This window comes from Oharaeibacter diazotrophicus, from assembly GCF_004362745.1.
Lineage (GTDB): Bacteria > Pseudomonadota > Alphaproteobacteria > Rhizobiales > Pleomorphomonadaceae > Oharaeibacter > Oharaeibacter diazotrophicus.
In genome coordinates this window covers 786,336-810,054 of record NZ_SNXY01000007.1, presented here as the reverse complement: position 1 = coordinate 810,054, position 23,719 = coordinate 786,336, and the positions used below count along the sequence as shown (strand labels likewise).

Annotated in this window: 25 protein-coding genes and 1 tRNA gene; 5 read left to right on the top strand and 21 right to left on the bottom strand. The window is 71.4% G+C overall.

Annotation, left to right across the window (positions count from 1 at the left end):
- The coding region (locus EDD54_RS12375) for a helix-turn-helix domain-containing protein (RefSeq protein ID WP_166653447.1) at positions 1-202 on the bottom strand (202 nt) is incomplete at its 3' end.
- Positions 203-420: 218 nt separating this feature from the next.
- On the opposite strand from EDD54_RS12375, the gene EDD54_RS12370 reads away from it, so the two are divergent.
- Positions 421-1,017, top strand: coding sequence for a Swt1 family HEPN domain-containing protein (locus EDD54_RS12370; protein ID WP_126541464.1), 597 nt, complete (start codon positions 421-423; stop codon positions 1,015-1,017).
- Between the two features lie 127 nt (positions 1,018-1,144).
- Here EDD54_RS12370 and EDD54_RS12365 read toward each other — a convergent pair.
- The 4 genes from EDD54_RS12365 to EDD54_RS12350 form a co-directional block, all read right to left on the bottom strand.
- A tRNA-Lys gene (locus tag EDD54_RS12365) sits at positions 1,145-1,220 on the bottom strand.
- A gap of 459 nt (positions 1,221-1,679) precedes the next feature.
- The gene (locus EDD54_RS12360; RefSeq protein ID WP_126541463.1) at positions 1,680-3,242 is read right to left on the bottom strand and encodes a 2-isopropylmalate synthase; all 1,563 of its coding nucleotides are present in this window, start codon (positions 3,240-3,242) and stop codon (positions 1,680-1,682) included.
- 349 nt (positions 3,243-3,591) lie between these two features.
- Positions 3,592-4,170, bottom strand: coding sequence for an NAD(P)H-dependent oxidoreductase (locus EDD54_RS12355; RefSeq protein WP_126541462.1), 579 nt, complete (start codon positions 4,168-4,170; stop codon positions 3,592-3,594).
- A gap of 65 nt (positions 4,171-4,235) precedes the next feature.
- On the bottom strand, positions 4,236-4,949 hold the full coding sequence (locus EDD54_RS12350) for an aspartate/glutamate racemase family protein (RefSeq protein ID WP_126541461.1): 714 nt from the start codon (positions 4,947-4,949) through the stop codon (positions 4,236-4,238).
- Between the two features lie 161 nt (positions 4,950-5,110).
- Between EDD54_RS12350 and EDD54_RS12345 the strand changes: the two genes are divergently transcribed.
- Positions 5,111-5,572, top strand: coding sequence for an Lrp/AsnC family transcriptional regulator (locus tag EDD54_RS12345; RefSeq protein ID WP_126541460.1), 462 nt, complete (start codon positions 5,111-5,113; stop codon positions 5,570-5,572).
- 5 nt (positions 5,573-5,577) lie between these two features.
- Here EDD54_RS12345 and EDD54_RS12340 read toward each other — a convergent pair whose 3' ends face one another.
- Genes EDD54_RS12340 through EDD54_RS12330 form a run of 3 tightly spaced genes read right to left on the bottom strand, consistent with a single transcriptional unit; the run spans position 5,578 to position 7,346 of the window.
- Entirely contained in the window at positions 5,578-5,862 is a 285-nt protein-coding gene (locus EDD54_RS12340; RefSeq protein ID WP_126541459.1) for a DUF3303 domain-containing protein, read from the bottom strand.
- 36 nt (positions 5,863-5,898) lie between these two features.
- The gene (locus EDD54_RS12335) at positions 5,899-6,441 is read right to left on the bottom strand and encodes an MOSC domain-containing protein (RefSeq protein ID WP_126541458.1); all 543 of its coding nucleotides are present in this window, start codon (positions 6,439-6,441) and stop codon (positions 5,899-5,901) included.
- The gene (locus tag EDD54_RS12330; protein ID WP_126541457.1) at positions 6,438-7,346 is read right to left on the bottom strand and encodes a PhzF family phenazine biosynthesis protein; all 909 of its coding nucleotides are present in this window, start codon (positions 7,344-7,346) and stop codon (positions 6,438-6,440) included. The genes EDD54_RS12335 and EDD54_RS12330 overlap by 4 nt, the downstream gene beginning before the upstream one ends.
- Positions 7,347-7,586: 240 nt before the next feature.
- Here EDD54_RS12330 and EDD54_RS12325 point away from each other — a divergent pair, with 240 nt between their 5' ends.
- A complete protein-coding gene (locus EDD54_RS12325) occupies positions 7,587-7,943 on the top strand; it encodes a BA14K family protein (protein WP_126541456.1) in 357 nt (118 codons plus the stop codon).
- Positions 7,944-8,160: 217 nt separating this feature from the next.
- Here EDD54_RS12325 and EDD54_RS12320 read toward each other — a convergent pair whose 3' ends face one another.
- Complete coding sequence (locus EDD54_RS12320; protein ID WP_126541455.1) at positions 8,161-8,871, bottom strand: NUDIX hydrolase; 711 nt, start codon at positions 8,869-8,871, stop codon at positions 8,161-8,163.
- A gap of 143 nt (positions 8,872-9,014) precedes the next feature.
- On the opposite strand from EDD54_RS12320, the gene EDD54_RS12315 reads away from it, so the two are divergent.
- Positions 9,015-11,072, top strand: coding sequence for a hypothetical protein (locus EDD54_RS12315; protein ID WP_126541454.1), 2,058 nt, complete (start codon positions 9,015-9,017; stop codon positions 11,070-11,072).
- A 123-nt stretch (positions 11,073-11,195) separates the two neighbouring features.
- Here EDD54_RS12315 and ilvC read toward each other — a convergent pair whose 3' ends face one another.
- From ilvC to miaA, 9 genes are all read right to left on the bottom strand, one after another.
- Positions 11,196-12,215, bottom strand: coding sequence for a ketol-acid reductoisomerase (ilvC, locus tag EDD54_RS12310; RefSeq protein WP_126541453.1), 1,020 nt, complete (start codon positions 12,213-12,215; stop codon positions 11,196-11,198).
- A gap of 82 nt (positions 12,216-12,297) precedes the next feature.
- Positions 12,298-12,945, bottom strand: coding sequence for a TetR/AcrR family transcriptional regulator (locus EDD54_RS12305; protein ID WP_425374996.1), 648 nt, complete (start codon positions 12,943-12,945; stop codon positions 12,298-12,300).
- 121 nt (positions 12,946-13,066) lie between these two features.
- The gene (gene glsA / locus EDD54_RS12300; RefSeq protein ID WP_126541451.1) at positions 13,067-14,893 is read right to left on the bottom strand and encodes a glutaminase A; all 1,827 of its coding nucleotides are present in this window, start codon (positions 14,891-14,893) and stop codon (positions 13,067-13,069) included.
- A 223-nt stretch (positions 14,894-15,116) separates the two neighbouring features.
- On the bottom strand, positions 15,117-15,866 hold the full coding sequence (locus EDD54_RS12295) for a pyridoxine 5'-phosphate synthase (RefSeq protein WP_126541450.1): 750 nt from the start codon (positions 15,864-15,866) through the stop codon (positions 15,117-15,119).
- A 97-nt stretch (positions 15,867-15,963) separates the two neighbouring features.
- Positions 15,964-16,605: a VOC family protein gene (locus EDD54_RS12290; RefSeq protein WP_126541449.1), complete on the bottom strand. Its 642-nt coding sequence runs from the start codon at positions 16,603-16,605 to the stop codon at positions 15,964-15,966.
- 33 nt (positions 16,606-16,638) lie between these two features.
- Positions 16,639-16,809, bottom strand: a complete 171-nt coding sequence (locus tag EDD54_RS23010) for a hypothetical protein (RefSeq protein ID WP_165644936.1) — start codon at positions 16,807-16,809, stop codon at positions 16,639-16,641.
- A 129-nt stretch (positions 16,810-16,938) separates the two neighbouring features.
- A complete protein-coding gene (gene ilvN / locus EDD54_RS12285; RefSeq protein WP_245515736.1) occupies positions 16,939-17,517 on the bottom strand; it encodes an acetolactate synthase small subunit in 579 nt (192 codons plus the stop codon).
- A gap of 195 nt (positions 17,518-17,712) precedes the next feature.
- Positions 17,713-19,476 (bottom strand): acetolactate synthase 3 large subunit, encoded by a 1,764-nt coding sequence (locus EDD54_RS12280; protein WP_126541448.1) that lies wholly within the window; start codon positions 19,474-19,476, stop codon positions 17,713-17,715.
- Between the two features lie 332 nt (positions 19,477-19,808).
- Positions 19,809-20,690 (bottom strand): tRNA (adenosine(37)-N6)-dimethylallyltransferase MiaA, encoded by an 882-nt coding sequence (miaA, locus tag EDD54_RS12275; protein ID WP_126541447.1) that lies wholly within the window; start codon positions 20,688-20,690, stop codon positions 19,809-19,811.
- A 190-nt stretch (positions 20,691-20,880) separates the two neighbouring features.
- Here miaA and serB point away from each other — a divergent pair, with 190 nt between their 5' ends.
- On the top strand, positions 20,881-21,765 hold the full coding sequence (gene serB / locus EDD54_RS12270; RefSeq protein WP_126541446.1) for a phosphoserine phosphatase SerB: 885 nt from the start codon (positions 20,881-20,883) through the stop codon (positions 21,763-21,765).
- Positions 21,766-21,775: 10 nt separating this feature from the next.
- Here the strand turns inward: serB and EDD54_RS12265 are convergent, their stop codons facing one another.
- The 3 genes from EDD54_RS12265 to fumC all read right to left on the bottom strand — a co-directional run bounded on the left by EDD54_RS12265 (position 21,776) and on the right by fumC (position 23,661).
- Positions 21,776-21,994: a ribbon-helix-helix domain-containing protein gene (locus EDD54_RS12265; RefSeq protein ID WP_126541445.1), complete on the bottom strand. Its 219-nt coding sequence runs from the start codon at positions 21,992-21,994 to the stop codon at positions 21,776-21,778.
- Between the two features lie 13 nt (positions 21,995-22,007).
- Positions 22,008-22,193, bottom strand: coding sequence for a DUF4169 family protein (locus tag EDD54_RS12260; protein ID WP_126541444.1), 186 nt, complete (start codon positions 22,191-22,193; stop codon positions 22,008-22,010).
- Between the two features lie 70 nt (positions 22,194-22,263).
- Positions 22,264-23,661 (bottom strand): class II fumarate hydratase, encoded by a 1,398-nt coding sequence (gene fumC / locus EDD54_RS12255; RefSeq protein WP_126541443.1) that lies wholly within the window; start codon positions 23,659-23,661, stop codon positions 22,264-22,266.
- Positions 23,662-23,719: the final 58 nt, after the last annotated feature.

Sequence of the window (23,719 nt, the reverse complement as noted above, 5' to 3'; positions counted from 1 at the left end):
GATGGGCCTCGATCCGATCCGAGCGCCGGTCGCCTCCCAGCGCCTTCGGGCGGGGAGCGCCGAGCTCGCGTTCCCTCGCCCGCCAACGGCTCACGTTGGCGGCGCTCACCCCGAAGCGCTCAGCAGCCTCGCGGTGGGTCGCTCCCGCCGCGACCGCCGCCAGAACACGAACCCGAAGATCGACAGAAAGGGCCTTCGACATATCCGCCGGCCTCCCCCCGGCAGACAGTCTGAATCAGCTTACGGCCGATTTGGGAACCCCTCACGATTCCGTCAGATCGGGTTCCGCTCTAGCGTCTCAAAGGGCATTCCTCAGTCGAATGTAGGTTTGATATACAATATCAACATTGTCCTTCCAGAATCAACAAATATTGAAGTATACAATACAATATTTAAAAGCTTGAAAGGAAATCTACTACAATGAATAACCTAGGGAACATTGAACTTTTTCTTCTCAAGTGCGCAGTTATCGAGGCTGATATAAGGCAGTCCACTTCAGAGTATAAGGATAATCCCAAGAACAAGAGACTCTCCGAGGACAGTAATAATGACCGGTATATAAGGCAGTTCAGCCTACAGAATCGCAGAAACGCCTCAAACATGGCGGAGTATTATGAACTCTTTTATATGCTTGAGAACGACATAAGAGAATTGATCGTTGAAACACTGGAAAGTGCCCACGGCGCGAACTGGTGGGACCTCAAGGTACCCACAGGCGTCAAGGAGGAAGCTCGGAAAAACCGAAACCGCAAGGAACAAGCGGCTGTAAGCACAAGATCTGACAATGAGATTGACTATATAACTTTTGGGCAGCTGTCAGACGTTATACGAGAGAACTGGGTCGATTTTGCTGGTATAATGAGCAATCAATCGGCAGTTTCACGAGTTCTATCTGCTCTCAACATGCTTCGCGGAACAATAGCGCATTGCGGAGTACTTGCGGATGACGAAGTTGATAGATTGAAGTTGGCAATCAAAGACTGGTTTAGAGTCTTAGAAGGACCAAAGAGTTCCTAACATCAAAGCCAATAGCAGGACAGCAATAAGCAACGAACTTCAAACATTGAAGTAAGAGCTGCGCCCAATGAGACGCCCAAGCGCTTCAACATTTCGCCATCTAAGCGAATCAGCTGAAACAGAAATTTGGTGGGCGCGACAGGGATCGAACCTGTGACCCGCTGATTAAGAGTCAGCTGCTCTACCGACTGAGCTACGCGCCCTCCGACGGTCGGCGACGGTGTCGCCGTCCGCGTTGGATGGCGGGCTTATAGCCGGGGGTTCCGGGGTCCGCAACCCCCTTTTTTCGGGGCGGGGAAAAAACCTCGAAAATCGTTGCGGGCGAAGGGGTTGGGGCACCCCTGCCCGGCCGTCGCGCCGCCGCCGGCGAGGCGGCGGCCGGGGTGTCGGCGCGGGCGGGATCGCGGAGCCGGCGAAACGACGGAGGGGCGACCCGGCGGGCCGCCCCTCGTGTCGTCGCCCGCCGCTCGGGCGGGCCGTTCGTCCTCGTCGGTCGCGCGGGGGCCCGATCGGCCGGGCGGTCGCCGGCCCTCGCCGTAGCGAGTTCGCACCGTTCCGACCCGGCGTCGGAGCCTTGCGGGCGGGCAGCGCGCGACCGGGCGCCGGCCGAACGGCCGAACCCTCGTGAAGTCCCGACCGGTCGGGACCTCACGAGACGGGTGTCAGACCGCCGCGACCTCGCGGGCGTTGGCGCGGTCGCGCTTGGCGTAGAGCTTGTTCAGGGCCGAGATGTAGGCCTTGGCCGAGGAGACCAGGGTGTCGGTGTCGGCGGCCTTGCCGGTGACCTGCTTGCCGCCCTCCTCGAGGCGCACGAACACCTCGGCCTGGGCGTCGGTGCCCTCGGTGACGGCGCTGACCTGATAGAGCCTCAGCGTCGCCTCGTGCGGGATGATCTTCTTGATGGCGTTGAAGGTGGCGTCGACCGGGCCGTCGCCGTTCGACATCATGGTGACGTGGGTGCCGTCGACGTCTAGGGTGATGGTCGCCATCTGCGGGCCGGCGGTGCCGGCGATGACGGTCAGCGCCATCACCTTCACGCGCTCGCCGGCGTTCTCCATCTCGTCGGAGACCAGCGCCTCAATGTCCTCGTCGAAGACGTGCTTCTTCTTGTCGGCGAGGTCCTTGAAGCGGCGGAAGGCGTCCTCCAGGGCGTTGTCGCCGAGTTCGATGCCGAGGTCCTTCAGCTTCTCCTTGAAGGCGTGGCGGCCGGAATGCTTGCCCATCACCAGCGAGGTCGACTTCACGCCGACGTCGTCGGGGCGCATGATCTCGTAGGTCTGGGCGTTCTTCAGCATGCCGTCCTGGTGGATGCCGCTCTCGTGGGCGAAGGCGTTCTGGCCGACGATCGCCTTGTTGTACTGCACCGGGAAGGCCGAGGCGTTCGAGACCAGCTTGGAGGCGCGCGTCAGCATCGGCGTCTTGATGCCGGTGGCGAAGGGCAGCACGTCGGCGCGGGTGCGGATCGCCATCACCACCTCCTCCAGCGCCGCGTTGCCGGCGCGCTCGCCGAGGCCGTTGATGGTGCACTCGATCTGGCGCGCGCCGCCGGAGATGCCGGCCAGCGAGTTGGCGACGGCGAGGCCGAGGTCGTCGTGGCAGTGGGTCGAGAAGATCGCCTTGTCGGCGTTCGGCACGCGGTTCAGCAGCATCTGGAACAGCGCGGCATATTCCTCCGGCACGGCGTAGCCGACGGTGTCGGGGATGTTGATGGTGGTGGCGCCGGCCTTGATCGCGGCCTCGACGCAACGGCACAGGAAGTCGTGCTCGGTGCGCGAGCCGTCCTCGGCCGACCACTCGACGTCGTCGGTCCACTGGCGGGCGCGGGTGACGGAGGCGATCACCTTCTCGTAGACGGTCTCCGGCTCCATCTGCAGCTTGTACTTCATGTGCAGCGGCGAGGTGGAGATGAAGGTGTGGATGCGCCGCTTCTCGGCGTGCTTCACCGCCTCGCCGGCGCGGTCGATGTCGTTGTTGGAGGCGCGCGCGAGGCCGCAGACGGTGGCGTTCTTGACGCGCTTGGCGATCTCGCTGACGGCCTCGAAGTCGCCGTTGGAGGCGATCGGGAAGCCGGCCTCGATGACGTCGACGCCCATCTCGTCGAGCACCTCGGCGACCTGCAGCTTCTCCGAGAGCGTCATCGAGGCGCCGGGGCTCTGCTCGCCGTCGCGCAGGGTGGTGTCGAAGATGACGATGCGGTCCTTGGGGGCGGATACGGGGGCGTTCATCGTTGGCTTTCCTGGCATTGCGCGGGCCGGAGCGGCGGTTCTCGACCGTCGGCGCCCGTCGGCCCATTCCGGCTGATCGGTTCGGCGAAGGCGTGATCCCCTGAGAGCCCGGCCGTGACGCGGCCAGCCGACGCTCAGGGGCGGCTAAGGAGGAGCAGGACGAGCGAAAGGGCCCGGGCGGGGGCTGCCCGCCGGGAGGTCGTCACGGACTGTTCGCTCGCGAACGTCATCGACCCGCCGTCCCAGAAGCGACCGGCCGCCGGAAACGGCACACGATCGGAATGGAAAGCTTCTAATCGCGGCGGGGGCCGCGTGGCAAGCGGTTTTCCGCGCCCGCCGTCCCGGCGGCTCAGCGGGCGGCGCGGCCGAGCTCGCGCATCCGCGCCAGCCAGCCCCGGCGCGCCGCGTCCGACAGCCCCTCGACCGAGCCGATCAGCGTGTGCCGGTTCGGCCCGATGCCGACAAAGGCGAGGACGTTGCGCTCGAAGGCGCGCAGCGCCAGCGCGCCGTACCACCACCTGTAGAACAGCGCCGGCATGCCCATCGTCACCACGGTACGCGACGACTTGCCGGCGAGCAGCCCCCTGCCGAGGCCGCGCGGTCCCTTCGGAAAGGCGAAGCCCGGCCGGGCCACCTGCTCGAGGAAGGCCTTCAGCGCCGCCGGCATCGCGCCGAGCCAGAGCGGATGGAAGAAGACGAGGTGGTCCGCCCAGGCGAGGTCGGCCTGCGCCGCCGCCACCGCCGGCGGCGGCTCCGCCTGCCACTCGGCCTCGCTGCCGAGCGGCGGGATGCCGAGGCTGGCGACGTCGAGGCTGCGGACTTCGTGGCCGCCCGCGGCGGCGCCCTCGGCATAGGCGGCGGCGAGCGCCCGGCAGAACCGGGCGGGATCGGGATCGGGATGGCCCTGGACGATCAGGATGCACGACATCGGCGGGGATCTCCGCGGCAACGGCCCATCGTCGCGCCGCGCGGGACCCGCCGCATTGACCTCGCTCACGCCGCGGCGGCAGCGGTCTCCTCCCCGAGCGCGAAGCGCAGCGCGGCGTCGGTGTGGATCGCGGTGGAATCGAAACCGGGCAGCGGCAGGGCCGCGGGGTCGAGCAGCAGGCAGATCTCGGTGCAGCCGAGGATGACCGAATCGGCACCGGCGGCGCGGCCGCGCTCGACGATCGCGAGCGCCCGATCGCGCGAGGCCGGCGTGACGACGCCGCGGCAGAGTTCGTCGAAGATGATGGCGTGGATCGCCTGCCGGTCGTCGGCGTCCGGCACCACCACGTCGAGGCCGTGGCGGGCCATGCGCGCGGCGTAGAAGCCGTGCTCCATGGTGTAGCGGGTGGCGAGCAGCAGCGGCCGGCGGCCGCCCTCGGCGCGGATCGCCGCGGCGGTCTCGTCGACGATGTGGATCAGCGGCACGCCGACGGCGGCCGCGACCTCGTCGGCGACGAGGTGCATGGTGTTGGTGCAGATCAGGATGCAGTCGGCGCCGGCCCGCTCCAGGCCGCGCGCCGCAGCGGCGAGGGCGTCGGCGGCGAGGTCCCAGCGGCCGGACGTCTGCAGCGCGACGATGCGGGCGAAATCGACCGAGCGCATCGCGATCTCGGCGGAGGCGAGGCCGCCGAGCCGCGCCCGCACCGCCTCGTTCAGCAGCCGGTAGTAGACCGCCGTGCTCTCCCAGCTCATGCCCCCGACCAGACCGATGGTCCTCATCGCCACTGCTCCCGTTTCGATGACGGGCATCATCGCGCGAGACTCGCGCAAACGGCGCGCGAACTGCGGGCTCGAGCGTCGCGGGGACGCCTCCAGTTTGCACTGTTCGGCCGAGAAGCGCTATTTTGACGGCGCCTCCAATCGAAGCACCGCCTCGCCACATGCTCGACGACCGCGACCGCCGCCTCCTCGCCCTCCTCCAGGTCGACGCCGACACGTCGCTGGCGAGCCTCGCCGAGGCGGTCAGTCTGTCGGTGTCGGCCTGCTCGCGCCGGATCGCCCGGCTGGCCGAGGCGGGCTACGTCGCCCGCCGCGTCGCCCGGCTCGACCGCCGCCGCATCGGCCTGCCGACCACCGTCTGGGTACTGCTGAAGACCGGCCGCCACGACGGCGAATGGCTGGACAAGTTCCGCCGTGCCATCGGCGACATCCCGGAGATCGTCGAGGTCCACCGCCTGACCGGCAACGTCGACTACATCATGAAGCTGGCGCTCCCGAACGTCGAACACTACGACGACGTCTACAAGCGCCTGATCCACCGCATCGAGCTCTTCGACGTCTCCGCCTACATCTCGATGGAGACGGTGAAGGCCGACGGCCCGCTGTCGACCGACTTCGCGTGAGCGAATCAGGGTTGATCGAGGAACGGGGCGACGACGGCGCGTGTCTCCGCGCTGGTCAGGACCGGCACGATCTCGAAGCTCACGCCCGACCCGCGCCATTTCAGGACCCATTCCTGGAGCAGCTTCAAGTCCGCGCAGCGCATCAGCTGGAAGCAGCGGCCGAAGTTCGGTTCCACCCAGCTGTCGACGTATTCCAGGCCCTCCGGGATCATCCGGCCTTCGTCGCGGACCCGCCGGTAGATCGGGATCATGTCGTCGTCGCGGAAGCGTTCGATGATCATGAACAGCATGGCCGGCCCCCTCGGTTGCGCTCGGGTCGGCCGAGCCTACACCCGCTCGAGCCGCTGCCAAGGCCGAGGCGGCAGTTCGACGCCGATCGGATCGTCGGGCCCGACGGTGCCGCCCGCGACCACGATCGCCATCACGCCCGCCTTGCGCACGAGGCCGCCGTCGGCGTCGCGGCCGAGGAGCGCGGCGGTGAGGCCCTTCTGGAAGCAGTCGAGCTGGGCGCAGGGGTTGCGCAGGCCCGTCACCTCCACGACGGCTTCGGCGCCGAGCCGGAGCCGGGTGCCGCGCGGCAGGGCGAGGAGGTCGAGGTTGGCGGTGGTGACGTTCTCGCCGATCACGCCCGGAGCGACGGCGAAGCCCGCCGCGACCAGCTCGTCGAGGGTCTCGCACGCCACGAGGTGGACCTGGCGCAGGTTCGGCTGCGTCGGGTCGACCGCGACGCGCGAGCGGTGTTGCACCGTGACGCCGGCGTGGGCGTCGCCGGCGACGCCGAGACCGGCGATCAGGTCGATCGCGGCGCGGACCGGCTTGGAGAAGCGGTGGCCGTCGTCGGCGGCCACGGCGACGACGCGGGCGCTCACAGCGCCAGTTCGCCGCGCGCCACGATCACCGCCGCACCGCCGATGCGCGCGCCGGCGAGGCGGCCCTTCTCGACGGTGATCTCGAGCTCGATCCGGCTCGGCCGGCCCATCTCGTAACCCTGCTCCAGGATCAGGCGGCGCTCGCCCTCGGGCGAGCCGTCGAAGCGCATCACCACCCCGGCGAAGGAGGCGGCGGCCGAACCGGTGGCGGGATCCTCGCCGATGCCGAGCTCGGGCGCGAACATGCGCGCGTGGAAGTCGCCGTCCTGGTGCGCGCAATCGCGGGTGTAGACGAAGATGTTGATGCCGGGCGCGCCGAAGGCGCCGGCCCAGACGGTCATGTCGCGGCGGATCCGCGCCATCGCGGCGCGGTCGCGGATCGGCACGAACACGAAGGGATGGCCGACGCCGAACACCGACGGCACGTGGTTCTCGAAGCCGATGTCGCCGCGGTCGAGGCCGAGGGCGGAGGCGGCGAGGCCGACGTCGCCGTGGAACGGCTTCTCCTCCGGCAGCTTCGGCAGGTCGAACACGGCGCGGCCGGCCCGGCCGGGCGCGATCACGGCGCCGCAGCGCACGATGCCGATCTCCTCCTCCAGCACCACCATCGCGTCGGTCTCGCGGGTGACGCCGTCGAGCCGGTCGGTCGCCAGCAGCACGGCGGTGCCGACGGTGGGATGGCCGGCGAAGGGCAGTTCCTTCGCGGGCGTGAAGATCCGCACCTTCGCCGACACCCCCGGCCGCGACGGCGGCAGCACGAACACGGTCTCGGAGAGGTTGAACTCGGCGGCGATCGCCTGCATGCGGGCGGGTTCGAGGCCGTCGCCGTCGAGCACCACAGCCAGCGGATTGCCGGCCAGCGGCCGATCGGTGAACACGTCCAGGACGGCGTAGCGACGCGGCACTTGCGAACTCCCCTCGATCCCCGCACGGGACGCCGACGATAAGGCCGGCCGCTCCGCCCGTCCACCGCCGCACGCTCGCCACGATCCGTCCCGGCCGCCGCCGTGATCGGATGAAACTCTTCGCGCCGCGGGGACGAAACGTCCGCACCGTGCGTTTTCCCACACGAGGCCCGGAGAGCGTCCCGTAATGAGGCGGGGAAGCCGTCGAGACCGACGGGACGCCGACCAGGAGAGGAAGCCATGTCGAAGTTCGCAGCCATCGCCGCCGTCGCCATCGCCGCGGCCGTCGCCCTGCCCGGCACCGCCTTCGCCGGCGGCCACCACGACGACGGCGACGTCATCGCCGCCGGTGCCATCGGCCTGCTCGGCGGCGCGATCCTCGGCGGCGTGCTGGCCCAGCCGCAGCCGGCGCCGGTCTACGTCGAGCCCGTGCCGGTCTACCGCGCGCCGCGCGCCGTGCCGGTCTACGTCGACGATCCCGCCGCCGCCCACGAGGCGTGGTGCGCGGCCAAGTACCGCTCCTACAACGTCTACGACAACACCTGGATCGACAAGTACGGCCGCCTGCGCGCCTGCGCGTCGCCCTATCTCCGCTGAGGGTGCCCGCACACCCCGGCGGTGGCCCCGCCTGCCCCGGATCGCCCCCGGGCGGCAGGCGGGGCACCCCTTCGGCACCGCGCCCACCCCCGACGGCATCCGGGGGATCGGCGGCGCGGTGCCGCCCCTCTCCGCCCCGGCGCCCGCACGCCGCGCGCGGAGACCCGCCCGCCGCGGATCGCCCCCGCGGCGGGCGGTCGCGTTTTCTAACCGACCCTCACGATGGCAAAAGGTACTCCGCGAACATGCGAGCGTAGGGCGGGAAGCGCGCGTCGGCCGCCTCGGCGCCGCTCCGGATCACCGCGACGTCGGCGAGTTCCGGATCGGGGTCGGCGGCGAGGAAGGCGCGGATCCCGGCCGCAAGGTCGTCGGCCTCGCCCGGAAAGCACAGCACCCGCCCCACCGACACCCGCGGCCCGTCGAAGGCGACCAGCGTCGCCGCGAGTTCGGCGTCGGCGACCGCGAGGCCGGTCTCCTCGGCGAGTTCGAGGTCGACCGAGCGGAACACGTCGAGCCGGCCGTCGGCGGTGCGGTCGCGCGGCTCCAGGCTGCCGCCCGGCGGATAGATCCGGCCGGCGTTGGCGGTCCGCGGCCCCATCACCCCGTAGATCAGCGCGCCGTCGCCGGACAACACCAGCGCCGAGCCGAACAGGTTGCGCAGCCCGATCTCGGGAAAGCCCCAGTCGCGCCAGGCGAGGAAGGACGCGAAGTCCCACTCCACCGCCTCGCCGCGGAGCACGCCGGCCTCGACCCGGAGGCCGCCCGGCGTACCCGGCGCGCGCACGCCGTACACCGTGCCGTTCCACAGCGCCGGATTGGCCGCGACGGCCGCCGCCCAGTGCGCGACGATGCGCGCGCGGGTGTCGTCGTCGACCCCGGCCGGTTCGGGCGAAAGGGTCAGCACGACGTCGTCGATCGGCAGGATCATCCGCGAGGTCTCCGCAAGGGCGCCGCCCGCCCCGAGGGGTGGACGATTCGGACACGATAAACCCGCATTGGGGGTGGAAGCGTCACGTCCGTTGTGGAAACTGCCGCCATCCTCTGCCTCGCCTCACGACGGAGTCGCTTCTTTTGCGCATCGTACTTCTCGCCCTCACGATCCTCGCAGCGCTGCTGTCGCCGTCCTTCGCCGGAGCGATCGCGGAGGGCTCCTACCGCTTCACCGGCCGCGACGAGGCGACGGTGCTCGCCGGCACCAAGGTCGATCTCTGGGCCGAGGTCTACCGCCCGGCGGAGCTCGGGACCAGCCGGCATCCGCTGCTCGTCTTCCTGCACGGCAACCACGGCACCTGCGGGCGGTTCGACCGCGGCCGCGGCGTGCGGGTCGACGACAACGCCGAATATACGATCGACGGCAAGTGCCCGGCCGGCTACACGGTGACGCCGAACCACCTCGGCTACGCCTATCTCGCCCGCGCGCTCGCCGCCCGGGGCTACGTCGTCGTCTCGATCAACGCAAACCGCGGCATCACCGCCGGTGTCGGCGACGCCGACGACTCCGGCCTCAACCTCGCCCGCGGCCGACTGATCCTGCGCCACCTCGCCCTCTTGTCGGACTGGAACCGCGGCGCCGGCGCGATCGCCGTCCCGGCGACCCTCGGCTTCGACCCGAAGGGCACGCTCGATTTCGCGCAGGTCGGCCTCCTCGGCCACAGCCGCGGCGGCGAAGGCGCCCGCGCGGCGCTCGTCCAGTGGCGCGACGCCGGCAGCGTCTTCCCGGCGATGATCGGCCCGATGACGATCCGCGCCATCTTCGAGATCGGCCCGGTCGACGGCCAGACCGCGCGCGTCCTCGACGCCAAGGGCGTCGCCAGCATGATCCTGCTGCCGAGCTGCGACGGCGACGTCTCGACGCTCGAGGGCATGAGCGTGTTCGACCGTACCTTCGGCTTCGTCGACGACACGGTGCGCGCCCCGCGCGGCACGTTCGAGGTCTGGGGCGCCAACCACAACGCCTACAACACGGAGTGGCTGGAGTCGGACAGCTTTGCCTGCACGGGCGCGCCGGCGCTGTTCCCGCAGGCCGGCCGCTCGTCGAAGCAGCAGCAGACCGCCCTCGTCCCGGTCCTGCGCTTCTTCCAGGCCACCGTCGGCGCGCACCGCACGCCGGCGCTCGCCGACCTGTTCGATCCCTCCTCCGCGCTGCCGCGGACGCTGACCGCCGTCACTCACGTCCAGCGCGGCTACCTGCCCGCCGCGCCCGGCGACGGCGTGAAGCTGCTCGAGACCTTCTCGCGGACCGCCGCCGAGAGCGACGCCGGCGTTCCCTACGCGCCGGTCGGCCTGACCGTCGCGAACACCACCGACGACGCGCATCCGGCCGCGCCCCGCATCGCGCGGGTGACGTGGTCCGGTGGGATCGCGACCCGCCGGTTCGACATCGGGTTCGTCCGCAAGGGTGGCGTCGACCTCTCCGGCTTCTCGACGCTGTCGCTGCGGACGGCCGTCGGGTGCGCCGGGGGCGAGTGCGCCGCGGCGGCCGATCCCAAGGGCGCGATGGAGTTCAAGGTCCGCCTGATCGGCACGAACGGTCGGCTGTCCGCGCCGCTGTCGACCGCCGGTCGCATCGCCCTGACCGAGCCCGTCGGCATGGAGTTCGAGCGGCATCGCATGCTCGCCACGGTCTCCTTCGACCTCGCCGCCTTCGGCATGCCGCTGCGCTCGGTCGCCGGCATCCGGCTGGTCTTCGACAGCCGTGCCGACGGCGACGTCGACATCGGCACGATCGTCGCCACAACGAAGCCGGTGACGACGTCGGGCACGGTCGCACCGGCGCCCGTCGCCGCGTCCGCGGCCGTGATCGCGGCACCCGTCGCGACGACCGCTCCCGAAGCCGGCAACCGGATCCGCTTCCTGCCCGCCGACGCTCCGGCCGTCGCCGGCCGGTCGCCGGGCGCGCTGCGGCTGGAGCTCACCTCGCGCCGCCCGTTCCCCTTCACCGACTCCCTGCCCGAACTCGCGATCGGCGACCTCCGGATCCGCGACGTCGCCGTCGTCGGCGACGGCCGCACCGCGATCGCCCGCCTCTCCGCGCGCGACGCCGCCGCCCTCGTTCCCGGCAGCGAGGTCACGCTGAAGGTCGGCCGCACCGCCCCGCTCTGGCGCTTCGGCGCGCTGCCGACGCGCTGATCCGGGCTGCCGCGAGGACCCGACGAAACGAGAACGGCCGGTTCCGCTCGCGCGGAACCGGCCGTTCTGCTTGCCGGGCGGGTCCGGGGATCTGGCCGATGCCGGCTCCCCGGACCCGCGCGATCAGTTGCGCTCGCGGTTGACCAGCGCCTTCTGCTTGATCCAGGGCATCATGGCGCGCAGCTTGGCGCCGACGTCCTCGATCTGATGGGCGTCGTTGACGCGGCGGATGCCCTTGAAGCGGGCGGCACCGGCGCGGTACTCCTGCATCCACTCCGAGGTGAACTTGCCGGTCTGGATGTCCTTCAGCACGTTCTTCATCTCGGCCTTGGTCTCGGCCGTGACGATGCGCGGGCCGGTGACGTACTCGCCCCACTCGGCGGTGTTGGAGATCGAGTAGTTCATGTTGGCGATGCCGCCCTCGTAGATGAGGTCGACGATCAGCTTCACTTCGTGCAGGCACTCGAAATAGGCCATCTCGGGGGCGTAGCCCGCCTCGACCAGCGTCTCGAAGCCGGCGCGGATCAGCTCGACCAGGCCGCCGCACAGCACGACCTGCTCGCCGAAGAGATCGGTCTCGCACTCTTCCTTGAACGAGGTCTCGATGATGCCCGAGCGGCCGCCGCCGACGCCGGAGGCGTAGGAGAGCGCGATGTCGAGGGCGTTGCCCGAGGCGTCGTGGTGGACGGCGACGAGGCACGGCACGCCGCCGCCCTTCTCGTACTCGCCGCGCACGGTGTGGCCGGGGCCCTTCGGCGCGATCATGATGACGTCGACGGTCTTCTTCGGCTCGATCAGGCCGAAGTGGACGTTGAGGCCGTGGGCGAAGGCGATCGCGGCGCCGTCGCGGATGTTCGGGGCGATCTCGTCGCGGTAGATGTCGGCCTGCAGCTCGTCCGGGGTCGCCATCATCAGGAGGTCGCCCCACTGGGCGGCCTCGGCGACGGTCATGACCTTGAGGCCGTCGGCCTCGACCTTCTTGGCGGTCGCCGAACCCGGCTTCAGGGCGACGGCGACGTCCTTGACGCCCGAATCGCGCAGGTTGAGCGCATGGGCGCGGCCCTGGCTGCCGTAGCCGACGATCACGACCTTCTTGCCCTTGACGAGGTTGAGGTCGGCATCCCGATCGTAATAGACGCGCATTCGTCCTTCCCTTCCCTTCTCCGAGGGACGCGCGCGGCGCCCCCTCTTGCTTGCCGGCCGGCCCCTTCGGACCGGTCGTTCCCTAACCCGCCGTCCCGTGCAGGCGGATGAACTGGTCGACCGCCTCGGCGGCCCTCGTCCGGTGGTCGCGCTCGGCCGGATCCGGCCCGTCGCCGAGCAGCAGGCGGACGTGCAGGTCGCGGACCACGAGGCCGTAGAGCGTGCGATAGGCCTCGCGCACGTCCGAGAAGCGCACGACGCCGCCGGCGCGCCCGGCCTCGAGCAGCGCCGACAGCCGCACCTCGATCGGCCGGCGGCCGTGCTCGAGCACGAGGCGTCCGAGCGCGGCGCCGCCGCCACCGGCCTGCCCGATCGCCAGCCGGTTCAGCGCCACCGAGGCCTCGCCCGAGAGCACGTCGAGGAGGTCGACCGCGAAGTCGACCAGTCGCCGCCGGAACACCTCGGCCGACGGCCGCGCCGAGCCGGCGTCGCCGGCGCGTACCTTGCTCGCCTGATGGGTGATCACCGCGGCGAGCAGGCCGTCACGGTCGCCGAACCACTTGTAGAGGCTCTCCTTCGAGCAGTTCGCCGCCCGCGCCACCCCCGCCGTCGTCAACGCCCGCTCGCCGCCCTCGACGAGCAGCGCGAGCGCCCGCTCCAGCACCTCGGTCTGGCGCGGCGGCAGCGGTTCGGCGATGGCGGCGGGCGCGTTCAAGCGGCGGGTCCCGATCTTGCGTACCGTACGGTACGGTTCTGGATCGGATTACAGGCGGCGCCCCGCCCCGTCAAGCCCTCGGCCGCAGGCGCGCGAGGGCGTGCGCGTCGGCGGCCCTCGCCGTCCGGTCGGGCGATCAGACCAGCAGGGAGCGGATGGTGTCGTTGACCCGGCGCAGCCGCACGCCGAGATCGGCGGCGAGACGGCTCAGGATCCGGTTCATCACCAGCGGATGGTTCTGCCCGAAGGCGCGCAGGGCGGCGATCGGCAGGACGTGGCAGGTCGCGTCGGTCTCCGCGACCACGTCGGCCGAGCGCAGCGGCACGTCGTCCATGAGCGCCATCTCGCCGAAGCTGTCGCCGGGACCGAGCGCATTGAGGTGGACCGGCGCACCGCCCGCGATCGGCAGTTGGACCCGGAACCGGCCGGAGGCAACCAGGAACACCGCGTCGGCGGGCTCGCCGACACGTGCCGCCGCCGCCCCCTTCGGCACGGCGAGGTGACCGATCGGCACCTCGGCCGCGAGCAGGTCCAGGTCTTCCGGCGAGAGGCCCGCCAGCAGCGCGGCCGCGGCGAGCGGCAGCGGTGCCTCCCGGCCGTCGCCCGCTCCGCCGCCGAGCAGGCGATCCTCGGCGGCTTCGACGGCCTCGTCGAGCCCGGCGGCCACGTGCCAACCGGTCCGTGCGAGCGGACCGAGCCCGTCGGCCACCGCCCGGCCGCCACGTCCGGGCACCAGCCAGGCGCTGCGGCCGGCGGCTGCCAGCGCGACGCCGAACGCGTCGAACAATACGACGGCGCCGGGATCGACGCCGGTGACCCGGTCGAGATCCACCACCGCCTCGCCGGCCGCGACCATCGCGCCGACCCGGCGGATCGCGCGCTCGGCGGCGCCGACCGGCACCTGTCCGGCGAGTTCGACGACCACGAGACGATCGCCGGCGGTGTCGAGGCAGGCCCGGTCGGCCGCGGGGCGCCAGCGCTTCGAGCGCAGCGTCCGCCCGTCGAGGACCCGGCGCAGCGCACCGCCGGCGTCCGGGCGCGCGGCGAGGCCGTGCAGCGACAACCGTTCCGACAGGCGCCGGATCGCGGCGACGGCGCGCACGCTGTTGCCGATGCGGTCGAGGCGCGGCGAGTAAGCGGCGATGCCGAACTGGCCCGGCACGACCGCGACCACACCGCCCGCCACGCCGCTCTTGGCCGGCAGCCCGACCTCCCAGGCCCACTGGCCGGCGTAGTCGTACATGCCGCAGGTCAGCATCACGGTGAGGACGTCGGGCAGGTGCGCCGCCTCGACGGCCCGCTCGCCCGTGCGCGGGTTGACGCCGCCGGCCGCCAGCGTCGCCGCCATCACCGCGAGATCGCGGGTGTCGACGAGCACCGAACACTGGCGGAAATAGGTGTCGAGCGCGAGGTCGGGCGCGGCCGCGAGCATGCCCGAGTTCAGCATCAGCCAGGCGATGGCGCGGTTGCGGTGCCCGGTCTCGGACTCCGAAGCGAACACGGCGTCGTCGACGGCGAGCGGCCGCCCGGCGAAGCGCGACAGCGCCGCGAGCATGGCCTCGGCGCGCGCGCCGGCCGTGTCACCCGGGAACAGCGCGGACACCGCGATGGCGCCGGCGTTGACCATCGGGTTGAACGGCCGGTTGTTCACCTCGTCGAGGACGATGGCGTTGAAGGCGTCGCCGGTCGGCTCGACGCCGACGCGTCCCAGCACGGCGGCGCGCCCCAACCGGTCGAGCGCGGCGGCGTAGGCGAAGGGCTTCGACATCGACTGGATCGTGAAGGCGACGTCGGCGTCGCCGACCGAGAAGACCTCCCCGTCCACCGTCGCGATCGCGATGGCGAAATGCTCCGGGTCGGCCTTCGCCAGCTCCGGGATGTAGGTCGCGACCTCGCCGTCGGCGAGCGACGCGAGGTCGTCGTGGATTTGCCGGACCAGTCCCGTCAACGCGTCGATCGCCATGCCACCCCCCTTTGGCAACCGGCCGAATCACCGCGTCGGAGGAAGCAATCGACGTGCCATCACCTTTCCGTCGGGAAGCGCGCACGTGCGAGGCGTGGGAGCGCCCGGCGTGCGGGTTTGTTGGGCAGCGGGAGAAGCGACGACGGGCAGTCCCGCGTCCCGCCTCGCACGCCGGACCGCCCCGCGCCGTTCCGATCCCGGGACCGGCCCGCCGCGCCCGCGCTCACGCCACCGGGTCGCCGCAGGCGGCGCGGTAGAGGCGGATCGTCTCGGCCATGCCGTGGACGAGCGCGTCGGCGGTCAGCGCGTGGCCGATCGAGACCTCGGCGAGGTGCGGAACGCGGGCGATCAACGCCGGCAGGTTGTCGAGGGTGAGGTCGTGGCCGGCGTTGACGGCGAGCGCCGCGGCGTCGGCGGCCTCGGCGGCGAGCACCACCTCCTCGAGGCGCTGCACCTTCTCGGCGGGGTCGAAGGTGTGGCCGTAGGGGCCGGTGTAGATCTCGATACGCGCCGCGCCGGTGCGCGCCGCCGAGGCGACCTGGGTCCAGTCGGGATCGAGGAAGATCGACACCCGCATCCCCCGCCCCTGCAGTCGGTCGACGACGCCGCGCAGGAAGTCCTGGTGGCGGACGCAGTCGTAGCCGTGGTCGGAGGTGTTCTGGGCGGGATCGTCCGGCACCAGCGTCACCTGGTCCGGCCGCGCCGCCTCGCAGAGGGCGAGAAAGTCCTCGGTCGGGCAGCCCTCGATGTTGAACTCGCGGCCGGGGAAGTCGGCGCGCAGCATCTCGGCGAGCGCGAACACGTCGGTGCGGCGGATGTGGCGCTCGTCCGGCCGCGGATGCACCGTGATGCCGTAGGCGCCGGCCTCGAGCGCGATCCGCGACAGGCCGGTGACGCTCGGCCACGGCAGGTCGCGGCGGTTGCGCAGCTGCGCGATGGCGTTGACGTTCACGGATAGCTTGGTCTTCGGCATGATCGGTTCCGTGGGATCCGGCGGCACCCCCGCGCCGACGCTTAAGCGATCCCTCCGCCCCCGACAACGCCCCCGGCCCGCGACCTTCTCGCCACCGTCATGGCAATTCGATCCTCCGGCGCCGGCCGCCCGGGCCGGTCAGAACCAGGTTCAGCGGCGCGGCGGGACGACGGGCGAGCGTCACTCCGGGCACGGCGGAGACGAGCGCCTCCAGGTCGCCGGCCGGGGCCGCGCCGGTATCGATCTCGACGGCGAACCCGGTCCAGCCCGCCGCGACCTGCCGTACGCCCGCGTGGCCGTCGGTCCATTCGACCGGCGGACGTGTCCCCGGCGAAACGAAGACGAAGGGGCGGCGGACGTCGTCCGAGGCCGCGGCGACCGGAATCGACAGGCCGGGCGGCAGGCCCTCGAAGCGGTATTCCCAGGTCGGTAACGGCAGCGCGCCGCCGCGCAGGCCGATCCCGACCGGCGAGGCGCCGGTGGTGCGCCAGCGCGCGCGTTCGGCAAGGCGGCTCCGCGCCGTCGCCGGCGCCGCGATCTCGTCGGGATCGACGACGAACAGCAGCTCGAGATAGGCGTCGTCGAAGCACCAGCAGACGTTGGCGGTGCCCTGGCCGTGGTGGCGGCGCTCGTAGGAGGGCACGAGGCCCGCGGCCGCGAGACGGTCGTGGACCGCCCCGCCCGGCCGCGCCTCGGCGAGCTCGACGAACAGGAACACGTGGTCGAGGCGAAGGTCCATGGCCGCTCCCCGGCGCGCGCGGCCGAGCGCGCCTCAGGCGCGGCCGAAGCGGGCGGTCGGGGTGCGCGGCGCGCTCGCCACCGGCGGCAGGCCGGCGGCCTCCTCGCGCAGCGCGTTGCGGATCGTCTCCATCACGTGCTCCCAGCCCTTCTCGCGGGCGAGTTCGCGGGCGTAGTGGATGGTCTCGAAGTCCTCGATCTCCATGGCGGGCCCCTCTCCTCCTCCGGTGTCGGGACGCCCCCTCGTCGGCGGTCCCGCAATGTCGACCCTGCGGCCGGCGCCCCTCGGCGGCGCGGCTCCGGCCACGAGGGCCGGATCGCCGCGCGGTCGAGGTCACATGATCTCGGCCCCGCGCGACAGCGCGGCCAGGCCGGTGCGCGCCACCTCGACGCGGCCGCACTCGGTCATCAGGTTGATGAAGCGGTCGATGTCGGCCGGCGTCCCGGTCATCTCGAACACGAAGCTCTCCAGCGTCGCATCCACGGTCCTGGCCGAGAAGGCCTGGGCGAGGCGCAGCGCCTCGACCCGGTGCTCGCCCTTGCCGATCACCTTGACCAGCGCCAGCTCGCGCTCGATCGCCTCGCCCATGCGGGTGAGGTTGACGACCCGGTGCACCGGCACCAGCCGGGCCAGCTGGTGCATGATCTGCAGGATCACCTGCGGCGTGCCGGTGGTGACCACGGTGATGCGCGACAGGTGCTTCTCGTGCTCGACCTCGGAGACCGTCAGGCTCTCGATATTGTAGCCGCGGCCCGAGAACAGGCCGATCACCCGGGCGAGGACGCCGGGCTCGTTGTCCACGAGCACGGACAGCGTGTGCGTCTCGGAGACGTTGGTCGCCTCCTCGAGGAAATAGGCGGACTGGGACTGGCCGGCGACGATCATGATGGTGGTTTCCTGGATCGAGGTCATGCGGCAGGCGGAGCGGGCGTCCTTCCCCCTCTCCCTGTCCCTCCCCCTCCAGGGGGAGGGAACGAGCCGGGATCGGAGCGGGCCGTCGTCTGCCGTCGGAGCGGAACGGTGGCCCCGGCGTCCCCTCCCCCCTCGAGGGGGAGGGACAGGGAGAGGGGGCCGACGCCGTGCGACCGGACGCCCCTCCCCGGATGCTCACACCAGCACCTTGCCCGCGGTGCCGATGGCGCCGTCGATCTCCTCCTCGCTGGCGTCGCCGAGCAGCATCTCGTTGTGCGCCTTGCCCGAGGGGATCATCGGGAAGCAGTTGGCGAGGTTGGCGACGCGGCAGTCGAACAGCACCGGCTTCCTGATGCTGATCATCTCTTCGATGGCGTCGTCGAGCTCGTCCGGCTTCTCGGCGCGGATGCCGACGCCGCCGTAGGCCTCGGCCAGCTTGACGAAGTCGGGCATCGCCTCGGTGTAGCTGTGCGACAGCCGGTTGCCGTGCAGCAGCTGCTGCCACTGGCGCACCATGCCCATGTACTGGTTGTTCAGGATGAACACCTTGATCGGCGCGTCGTACTGGATCGCCGTCGAGAGCTCCTGGATGCACATCTGCACCGAGGCGTCGCCGGCGATGTCGATCACCAGCGCGTCCGGATGGGCGATCTGGACCCCGAGCGCCGCCGGCAGCCCGTAGCCCATGGTGCCGAGGCCGCCGGAGGTCATCCAGCGGTTCGGCTCCTCGAAGCCGAAATACTGCGCCGCCCACATCTGGTGCTGGCCGACCTCGGTGGTGACGTAGACGTCCTTGCCGCGGGTCAGCTGGTACAGCCGCTCGATGGCGTACTGCGGCATGATCACGTCGGGGTTCTTGCGGTAGGACAGGCACTTCTTGCCCTTCCACACCGCGATCTGCTGCCACCACGCCGCGAGCGCGGCCTTGTCCTGCGCCGGATGGGTCTGCTTCCAGACCTTCAGCATGTCCTCGAGCACGTAGCCGACGTCGCCGACGATCGGGATGTCGACGAGCACGTTCTTGTTGATCGACGACGGGTCGATGTCGATGTGGATCTTCTTCGAGTTCGGCGAGAAGGCGTCGATGCGGCCGGTGATGCGGTCGTCGAAGCGCGCGCCGACGCACACCATGACGTCGCAGTCGTGCATGGCGAGGTTGGCCTCGTAGGTGCCGTGCATGCCGAGCATGCCGAGCCAGTTCGGCCCGCTCGCCGGATAGGCCCCGAGGCCCATCAGCGTCGAGGTGATCGGCATGTTGGTGAGCCGAACCAGCTCGCGCAGCAGCGTCGAGGCGGCCGGGCCGGCGTTGACGACGCCGCCGCCGGTGTAGAGCACCGGCTTCTTGGCGGCCGCCATCAGCGCCACCGCCTCGCGGATCGCCGCCTCGTCGCCCTTGACGCGCGGCCGGTACTGGGTCTGCGCCTCGCCCTTGTAGTTGACGTAGGTGCCGGTCTGGAACTGGATGTTCTTCGGGATGTCGACCACGACCGGGCCGGGCCGGCCGGTGGTGGCGATCCGGAACGCCTCGTGCAGGATCCGCGGCAGGTCCTCGATCTTCTTCACCAGCCAATTGTGCTTGGTGCAGGGACGGGTGATGCCGACGGTGTCGCATTCCTGGAAGGCGTCGGTGCCGACCAGATGGGTCGGGACCTGGCCGGTGATGCAGACCATCGGGATCGAGTCCATCAGCGCGTCGGTCAGCGGCGTCACCATGTTGGTGGCACCGGGGCCGGACGTGACGAGCGCGACGCCGACCCGGCCGGTCGAGCGGGCGTAGCCCTCGGCCGCGTGGCCGGCGCCCTGCTCGTGGCGGACCAGCACGTGCTGGATCTTGTCCTGCTGGAAGATCTCGTCGTAGATCGGCAGCACCGCGCCGCCGGGATAACCGAAGATCGTGTCGACGCCCTGATCGATCAGGGCCTGGATCACCATCTCCGCGCCCGTCATCTGCCGTGTCATCGTCTTCTCGCCTCGGGCTTGACCGGTTCTCGCCGCATCGTCTCGGGGTTGGCGGACCGGGAGGTGTTCTGGTCGTCGGGGGAAATAAAAAAGGCCCCGTCAAGGGACCTCGTGTTTCGGCGCACCATGAAGCTTCGGAGGACCCGTCTAGCGGTCCTCCGGCACGGTGCGCCATCTAAGTACGATCAGCTTGTCGCGCAGCATCGCGGCCTCTGGTGTTCGGTCGGGGCGGAAACTAGCCGTGGGGGCGGGAGCGGTCAACCCCCTTTTTCCATTTGTTGCGCGACGACCCGTCGCGCCTGAAACGAAGTTGCGGCAAACCCGTAGGCGCCTCAGCCCGCGAGCCCGGAAACGCGCCGCCAGTCGGGGAACTGGTTGCGGAACCACGTCTCCTGGCGCTTGGCATACTGGCGCGTCGCGGTGATCGCCGCCTCGACCGCCTCGTCGACCGGGCGGGCGCCGGTGGCCGCCGCCACCATCTCCGGCACGCCGATCGCCTTCGCCGCCGGCAGTGTCGGGTCGAGGTCGAGGGCGGCGAAGGCACGGGCCTCGTCGAGCCCGCCCGCCGCCACCATCGCCCGGAACCGGCGCGCGATCCGCTCGCGCAGCACGGCCCGATCGGGCGCGATCACGATGCGGTCGACCGGCTCGGGCACCAGCGGCGGCGAGCGCGTCGCCTGCCAGTCGGCGAGCGAGCGGCCGGTGGCGTCCAGCACCTCGAGCGCGCGCAGGATCCGCTGGCCGTCGGCCGGCCCGAGCCGGGCCGCCATCGCCGGGTCGCAGGCGGCGAGCAGGCCGTGGAGGTCCCCCGGCGCCGCGGATTCCGCCCGCGCCCGCCACGCCGCTCGGATCTCGTCGGGCACCGCCGGCACGTCGGAAAGGCCGGTGGTGAGCGCGGTCAGGTAGAGCCCGGTGCCGCCGACCACGACCGCGGTCCGGCCCTCCGCCGCGATCTCGGCGAGTACGGCGCCGACGTCGGCGAGCCAGCGCGCGACCGTGTGGCGCTCGGCAGCGGGAACGTGGCCGTAGAGCCGATGCGGCACCGCCGCCTCGTCGGCGGCGTCCGGCCGCGCGGTGAGGATGCGCAGCTCGCGATAGACCTGCATCGAATCGGCGTTGACCACGACGCCGTCGTGGCGGCGCGCCAGATCCAGCGCCAGCGCCGACTTGCCGCTCGCCGTCGGCCCCGCGATCAGGATGGCCCGTGCCGCCATCGCCCCGTCCCTCGCCGCGGCCGGTCCGGCCGCCGGCCGATCGATGCCCCGCCGCGCGCCGCGCCGCAAGTCCGGCTTGCCGAGGAGGCGCCGCTGCGGCTATCTCGCCCGGCGTCGCCGCGCCGGCCGTCCCGCCGCCGTGCCGCGATCGAAGACACCGCGCGTGCCGCGCGAAGGGGAAACCGGCTCCATGACCCACGTCGCCATCCTGGTCTCCGCGCCCGCCACCCCCGCGGTCGACGCCGACGCGATCGCGGCGGCCCGCGCCGCGCTGCCGGGCGGCGACGTCCGGGTCCTCGCCGAAGGGATCGCGGCGGAATGGCCGGTGACGGTCGCCGATCCGCGCGCCACCGAGGAGATCCTGCGCACCGCCCTCGCCGGCCGGCCGGTCGACGTCGCGGTGCTCCCCGCCGAGGGCCGGCGCAAGCGTCTGCTGGTCGCCGACATGGATTCCACCATGATCGGCCAGGAGTGCATCGACGAGCTCGCCGCCTACGCCGGTCTCAAGGAGCACGTCGCGGCGATCACCGAGCGGGCGATGCGCGGCGAGATCGCCTTCGAGCCGGCCCTGCGCGAGCGCGTCGCCCTCCTGAAGGGCCTGCCGCTGGCGATCGTCGACGAGGTGCTGGCCGAGCGCATCACGCTCACCCCCGGCGGCCGCGAGCTGGTGCGCACCATGCGCGCCGCCGGGGGCTACACCGCCCTCGTCTCCGGCGGCTTCACCGTCTTCACCGGCGCGATCCGCGCCGCCATCGGCTTCGACGAGGACCGTTCCAACACGCTCCACGTCGACGGCGGCGTCCTCGCCGGCACCGTCGCCGAGCCGATCCTCGGCAAGGCCGCCAAGCTCGACAGTCTCGTCGAACTGCGCGAGCGCCTCGGCCTCGCCCCGTCCGAGACCATGGCCGTCGGCGACGGCGCCAACGACCTCGCCATGGTCGGCGCAGCCGGCCTCGGCGTCGCCTTCCGCGCCAAGCCCGCCGTCGCCGCCGAGGCCCGCGCCCGCGTCGACCACGGCGACCTCACCGCGCTGCTGTATTTCCAGGGCTATGAGCGGGCCGAGTTCGTCGCCTGACGGAGGGGTGTCAGTCCCCGCCCGCCCGCGCCTCTGCCTCCGCCAGCACGGCCACCCGCAGCGCGCTGGCGAGGTTGCGCTCGCCGCGCGTGCGGTCGACCCGGCCGATCCAGGCCGCGACCGAGACGCCCTCAGCCGCCGCCGCCCGCTCGACCGCGGCCCAGAACTCCGGCTCCAGCGTCACCGAGGTGCGGTGGCCGGAGAGCGAGACGGAACGCTTCTCGATCACGCGGGCGCCTCGATCACGGGGCGTCGTCGTCGCGGCGGTGGCCGTCGAGGCGGCGGGCCTCGAGGTCGACGACGGCGCGCTCGTGCTCCTTCTCGGCCTTGGTGCGGCCGAACTTCGCCCGGTTCTCCGCCGCCTCCGCCTCGCGGTCGGTGCGCGCCTTGCGCTTCTTGTGCAGCCTGAGATTGACGACCTCGCCCATGGCCGGACATCTCCGTTGGAAACCGCGACGATAACCCCGCCGCGCCGGGCGGGAAAGCCGTGCGTCGGCGTCAGCCCGGCCCGGTCATCGTCTCCGGCCGGACCAGCCGGTCGAACTCCTCGGCGGTGACCTTGCCGGAGGCGACCGCCTCCGCGCGCAGCGTGGTGCCGGCGTGGTGCGCCGCCTTGGCGATCGCGGCGGCGGCGTCGTAGCCGATCCGGGGCGCCAGCGCCGTCACCAGCATCAGCGAGCGCTCGACCAGTTCGGCGATCCGCGGCCGGTTCGCCTCGATGCCGGCGACGCAGCGGTCGGCGAAGGAGCGCGCGACGTCGGCGAGCAGGCGGGCCGACTGCAGCACCGCCTGCGCGATCACCGGCTTGTAGACGTTGAGCTCGAAATGGCCCTGCGCCCCGGCGAAGGCCACGGTCGCCTGATTGCCGACCACCCGGGCCGCCACCATGGTCGCGGCTTCGGCCTGGGTCGGGTTGACCTTGCCCGGCATGATCGACGAGCCCGGCTCGTTCTCCGGCAGGATCAGTTCGCCGAGGCCCGAGCGCGGCCCGGAGCCGAGGAAGCGGATGTCGTTGGCGATCTTGTGCAGCGACACCGCCACCGTCTCCATCGCACCGTGGGCGAACACCAGGGCGTCGTGGCTCGCCAGCGCCTCGAACTTGTTCGGCGCCGAACGGAAGGCGATGCCGGTGATGGCGGAGAGTTCCGCAGCGACGCGGGTGCCGAACTCGGGATGGGCATTGAGCCCGGTGCCGACCGCGGTGCCGCCGAGGGCGAGGTCGCGCACGCCCGGCAGCGCGAGGTCGAGCCGCTCGACGCCGCGCTCGATCATCACCCGGTAGCCGGAGAATTCCTGGCCGAGCGTCAGCGGCGTCGCGTCCTGGGTGTGGGTGCGGCCGATCTTGACGATGTCGGCGAAGGCGCGCTCCTTCGCGCCGAGCGCGGCGGCGAGATGGGCGAGCGCGGGCTTCAGGTCGCGCTCGATCGCGCGCGCGGCCGCCACGTGCATCGCGGTCGGGAAGACGTCGTTGGACGACTGGCCGCGGTTGACGTGGTCGTTGGGGTGGACCGGGCTCTTGCCGCCGCGGGCGCCGCCGAGCCGCTCGTTGGCGAGGCTGGCGATCACCTCGTTGACGTTCATGTTGGTCTGCGTGCCCGAGCCGGTCTGCCAGACCACCAGCGGGAACTCGCCGTCGTGCCGGCCCTCGGCGACCTCGGCGCCGGCGACGACGATCGCCTCGGCGAGCCGCGGCTCGAGCAGGCCGAGGTCGCGGTTGACCCGCGCCGCCGCCACCTTGACCAGCGCCAGGGCGTGGACGAGCGCGAGCGGCATCCGCTCGGTATCGCCGCCGATCGGGAAGTTCTCCAGCGAGCGCTGGGTCTGCGCGCCCCAGGCACGCTCCGCGGGCACGTCGATCGGCCCGAAGCTGTCGGATTCGGTTCTGTAGTCGGCCACGTCGCGGTTCCCTCCGCAGCACCACCCGCCCGGTCAGATAGGGTGTCCGCCGCGCGCC

Excerpts from the sequence above, each read along its gene's own strand:
- EDD54_RS12350 (WP_126541461.1), bottom strand. The coding sequence starts at position 4,949 with ATGAGGACCATCGGTCTGGTCGGGGGCATGAGCTGGGAGAGCACGGCG.
- EDD54_RS12355 (WP_126541462.1), bottom strand. The coding sequence starts at position 4,170 with ATGTCGTGCATCCTGATCGTCCAGGGCCATCCCGATCCCGATCCCGCC.
- glsA (WP_126541451.1), bottom strand. The coding sequence starts at position 14,893 with ATGGCGATCGACGCGTTGACGGGACTGGTCCGGCAAATCCACGACGAC.
- EDD54_RS12290 (WP_126541449.1), bottom strand. The coding sequence starts at position 16,605 with ATGGACCTTCGCCTCGACCACGTGTTCCTGTTCGTCGAGCTCGCCGAG.
- EDD54_RS12340 (WP_126541459.1), bottom strand. The coding sequence starts at position 5,862 with ATGCTGTTCATGATCATCGAACGCTTCCGCGACGACGACATGATCCCG.
- EDD54_RS12345 (WP_126541460.1), top strand. The coding sequence starts at position 5,111 with ATGCTCGACGACCGCGACCGCCGCCTCCTCGCCCTCCTCCAGGTCGAC.
- miaA (WP_126541447.1), bottom strand. The coding sequence starts at position 20,690 with ATGGCGGCACGGGCCATCCTGATCGCGGGGCCGACGGCGAGCGGCAAG.
- EDD54_RS12280 (WP_126541448.1), bottom strand. The coding sequence starts at position 19,476 with ATGACACGGCAGATGACGGGCGCGGAGATGGTGATCCAGGCCCTGATC.
- EDD54_RS12325 (WP_126541456.1), top strand. The coding sequence starts at position 7,587 with ATGTCGAAGTTCGCAGCCATCGCCGCCGTCGCCATCGCCGCGGCCGTC.
- serB (WP_126541446.1), top strand. The coding sequence starts at position 20,881 with ATGACCCACGTCGCCATCCTGGTCTCCGCGCCCGCCACCCCCGCGGTC.
- EDD54_RS12295 (WP_126541450.1), bottom strand. The coding sequence starts at position 15,866 with ATGCCGAAGACCAAGCTATCCGTGAACGTCAACGCCATCGCGCAGCTG.
- EDD54_RS12320 (WP_126541455.1), bottom strand. The coding sequence starts at position 8,871 with ATGATCCTGCCGATCGACGACGTCGTGCTGACCCTTTCGCCCGAACCG.
- ilvN (WP_245515736.1), bottom strand. The coding sequence starts at position 17,517 with ATGACCTCGATCCAGGAAACCACCATCATGATCGTCGCCGGCCAGTCC.
- ilvC (WP_126541453.1), bottom strand. The coding sequence starts at position 12,215 with ATGCGCGTCTATTACGATCGGGATGCCGACCTCAACCTCGTCAAGGGC.
- EDD54_RS12370 (WP_126541464.1), top strand. The coding sequence starts at position 421 with ATGAATAACCTAGGGAACATTGAACTTTTTCTTCTCAAGTGCGCAGTT.
- EDD54_RS12360 (WP_126541463.1), bottom strand. The coding sequence starts at position 3,242 with ATGAACGCCCCCGTATCCGCCCCCAAGGACCGCATCGTCATCTTCGAC.
- EDD54_RS23010 (WP_165644936.1), bottom strand. The coding sequence starts at position 16,809 with ATGGAGATCGAGGACTTCGAGACCATCCACTACGCCCGCGAACTCGCC.
- EDD54_RS12260 (WP_126541444.1), bottom strand. The coding sequence starts at position 22,193 with ATGGGCGAGGTCGTCAATCTCAGGCTGCACAAGAAGCGCAAGGCGCGC.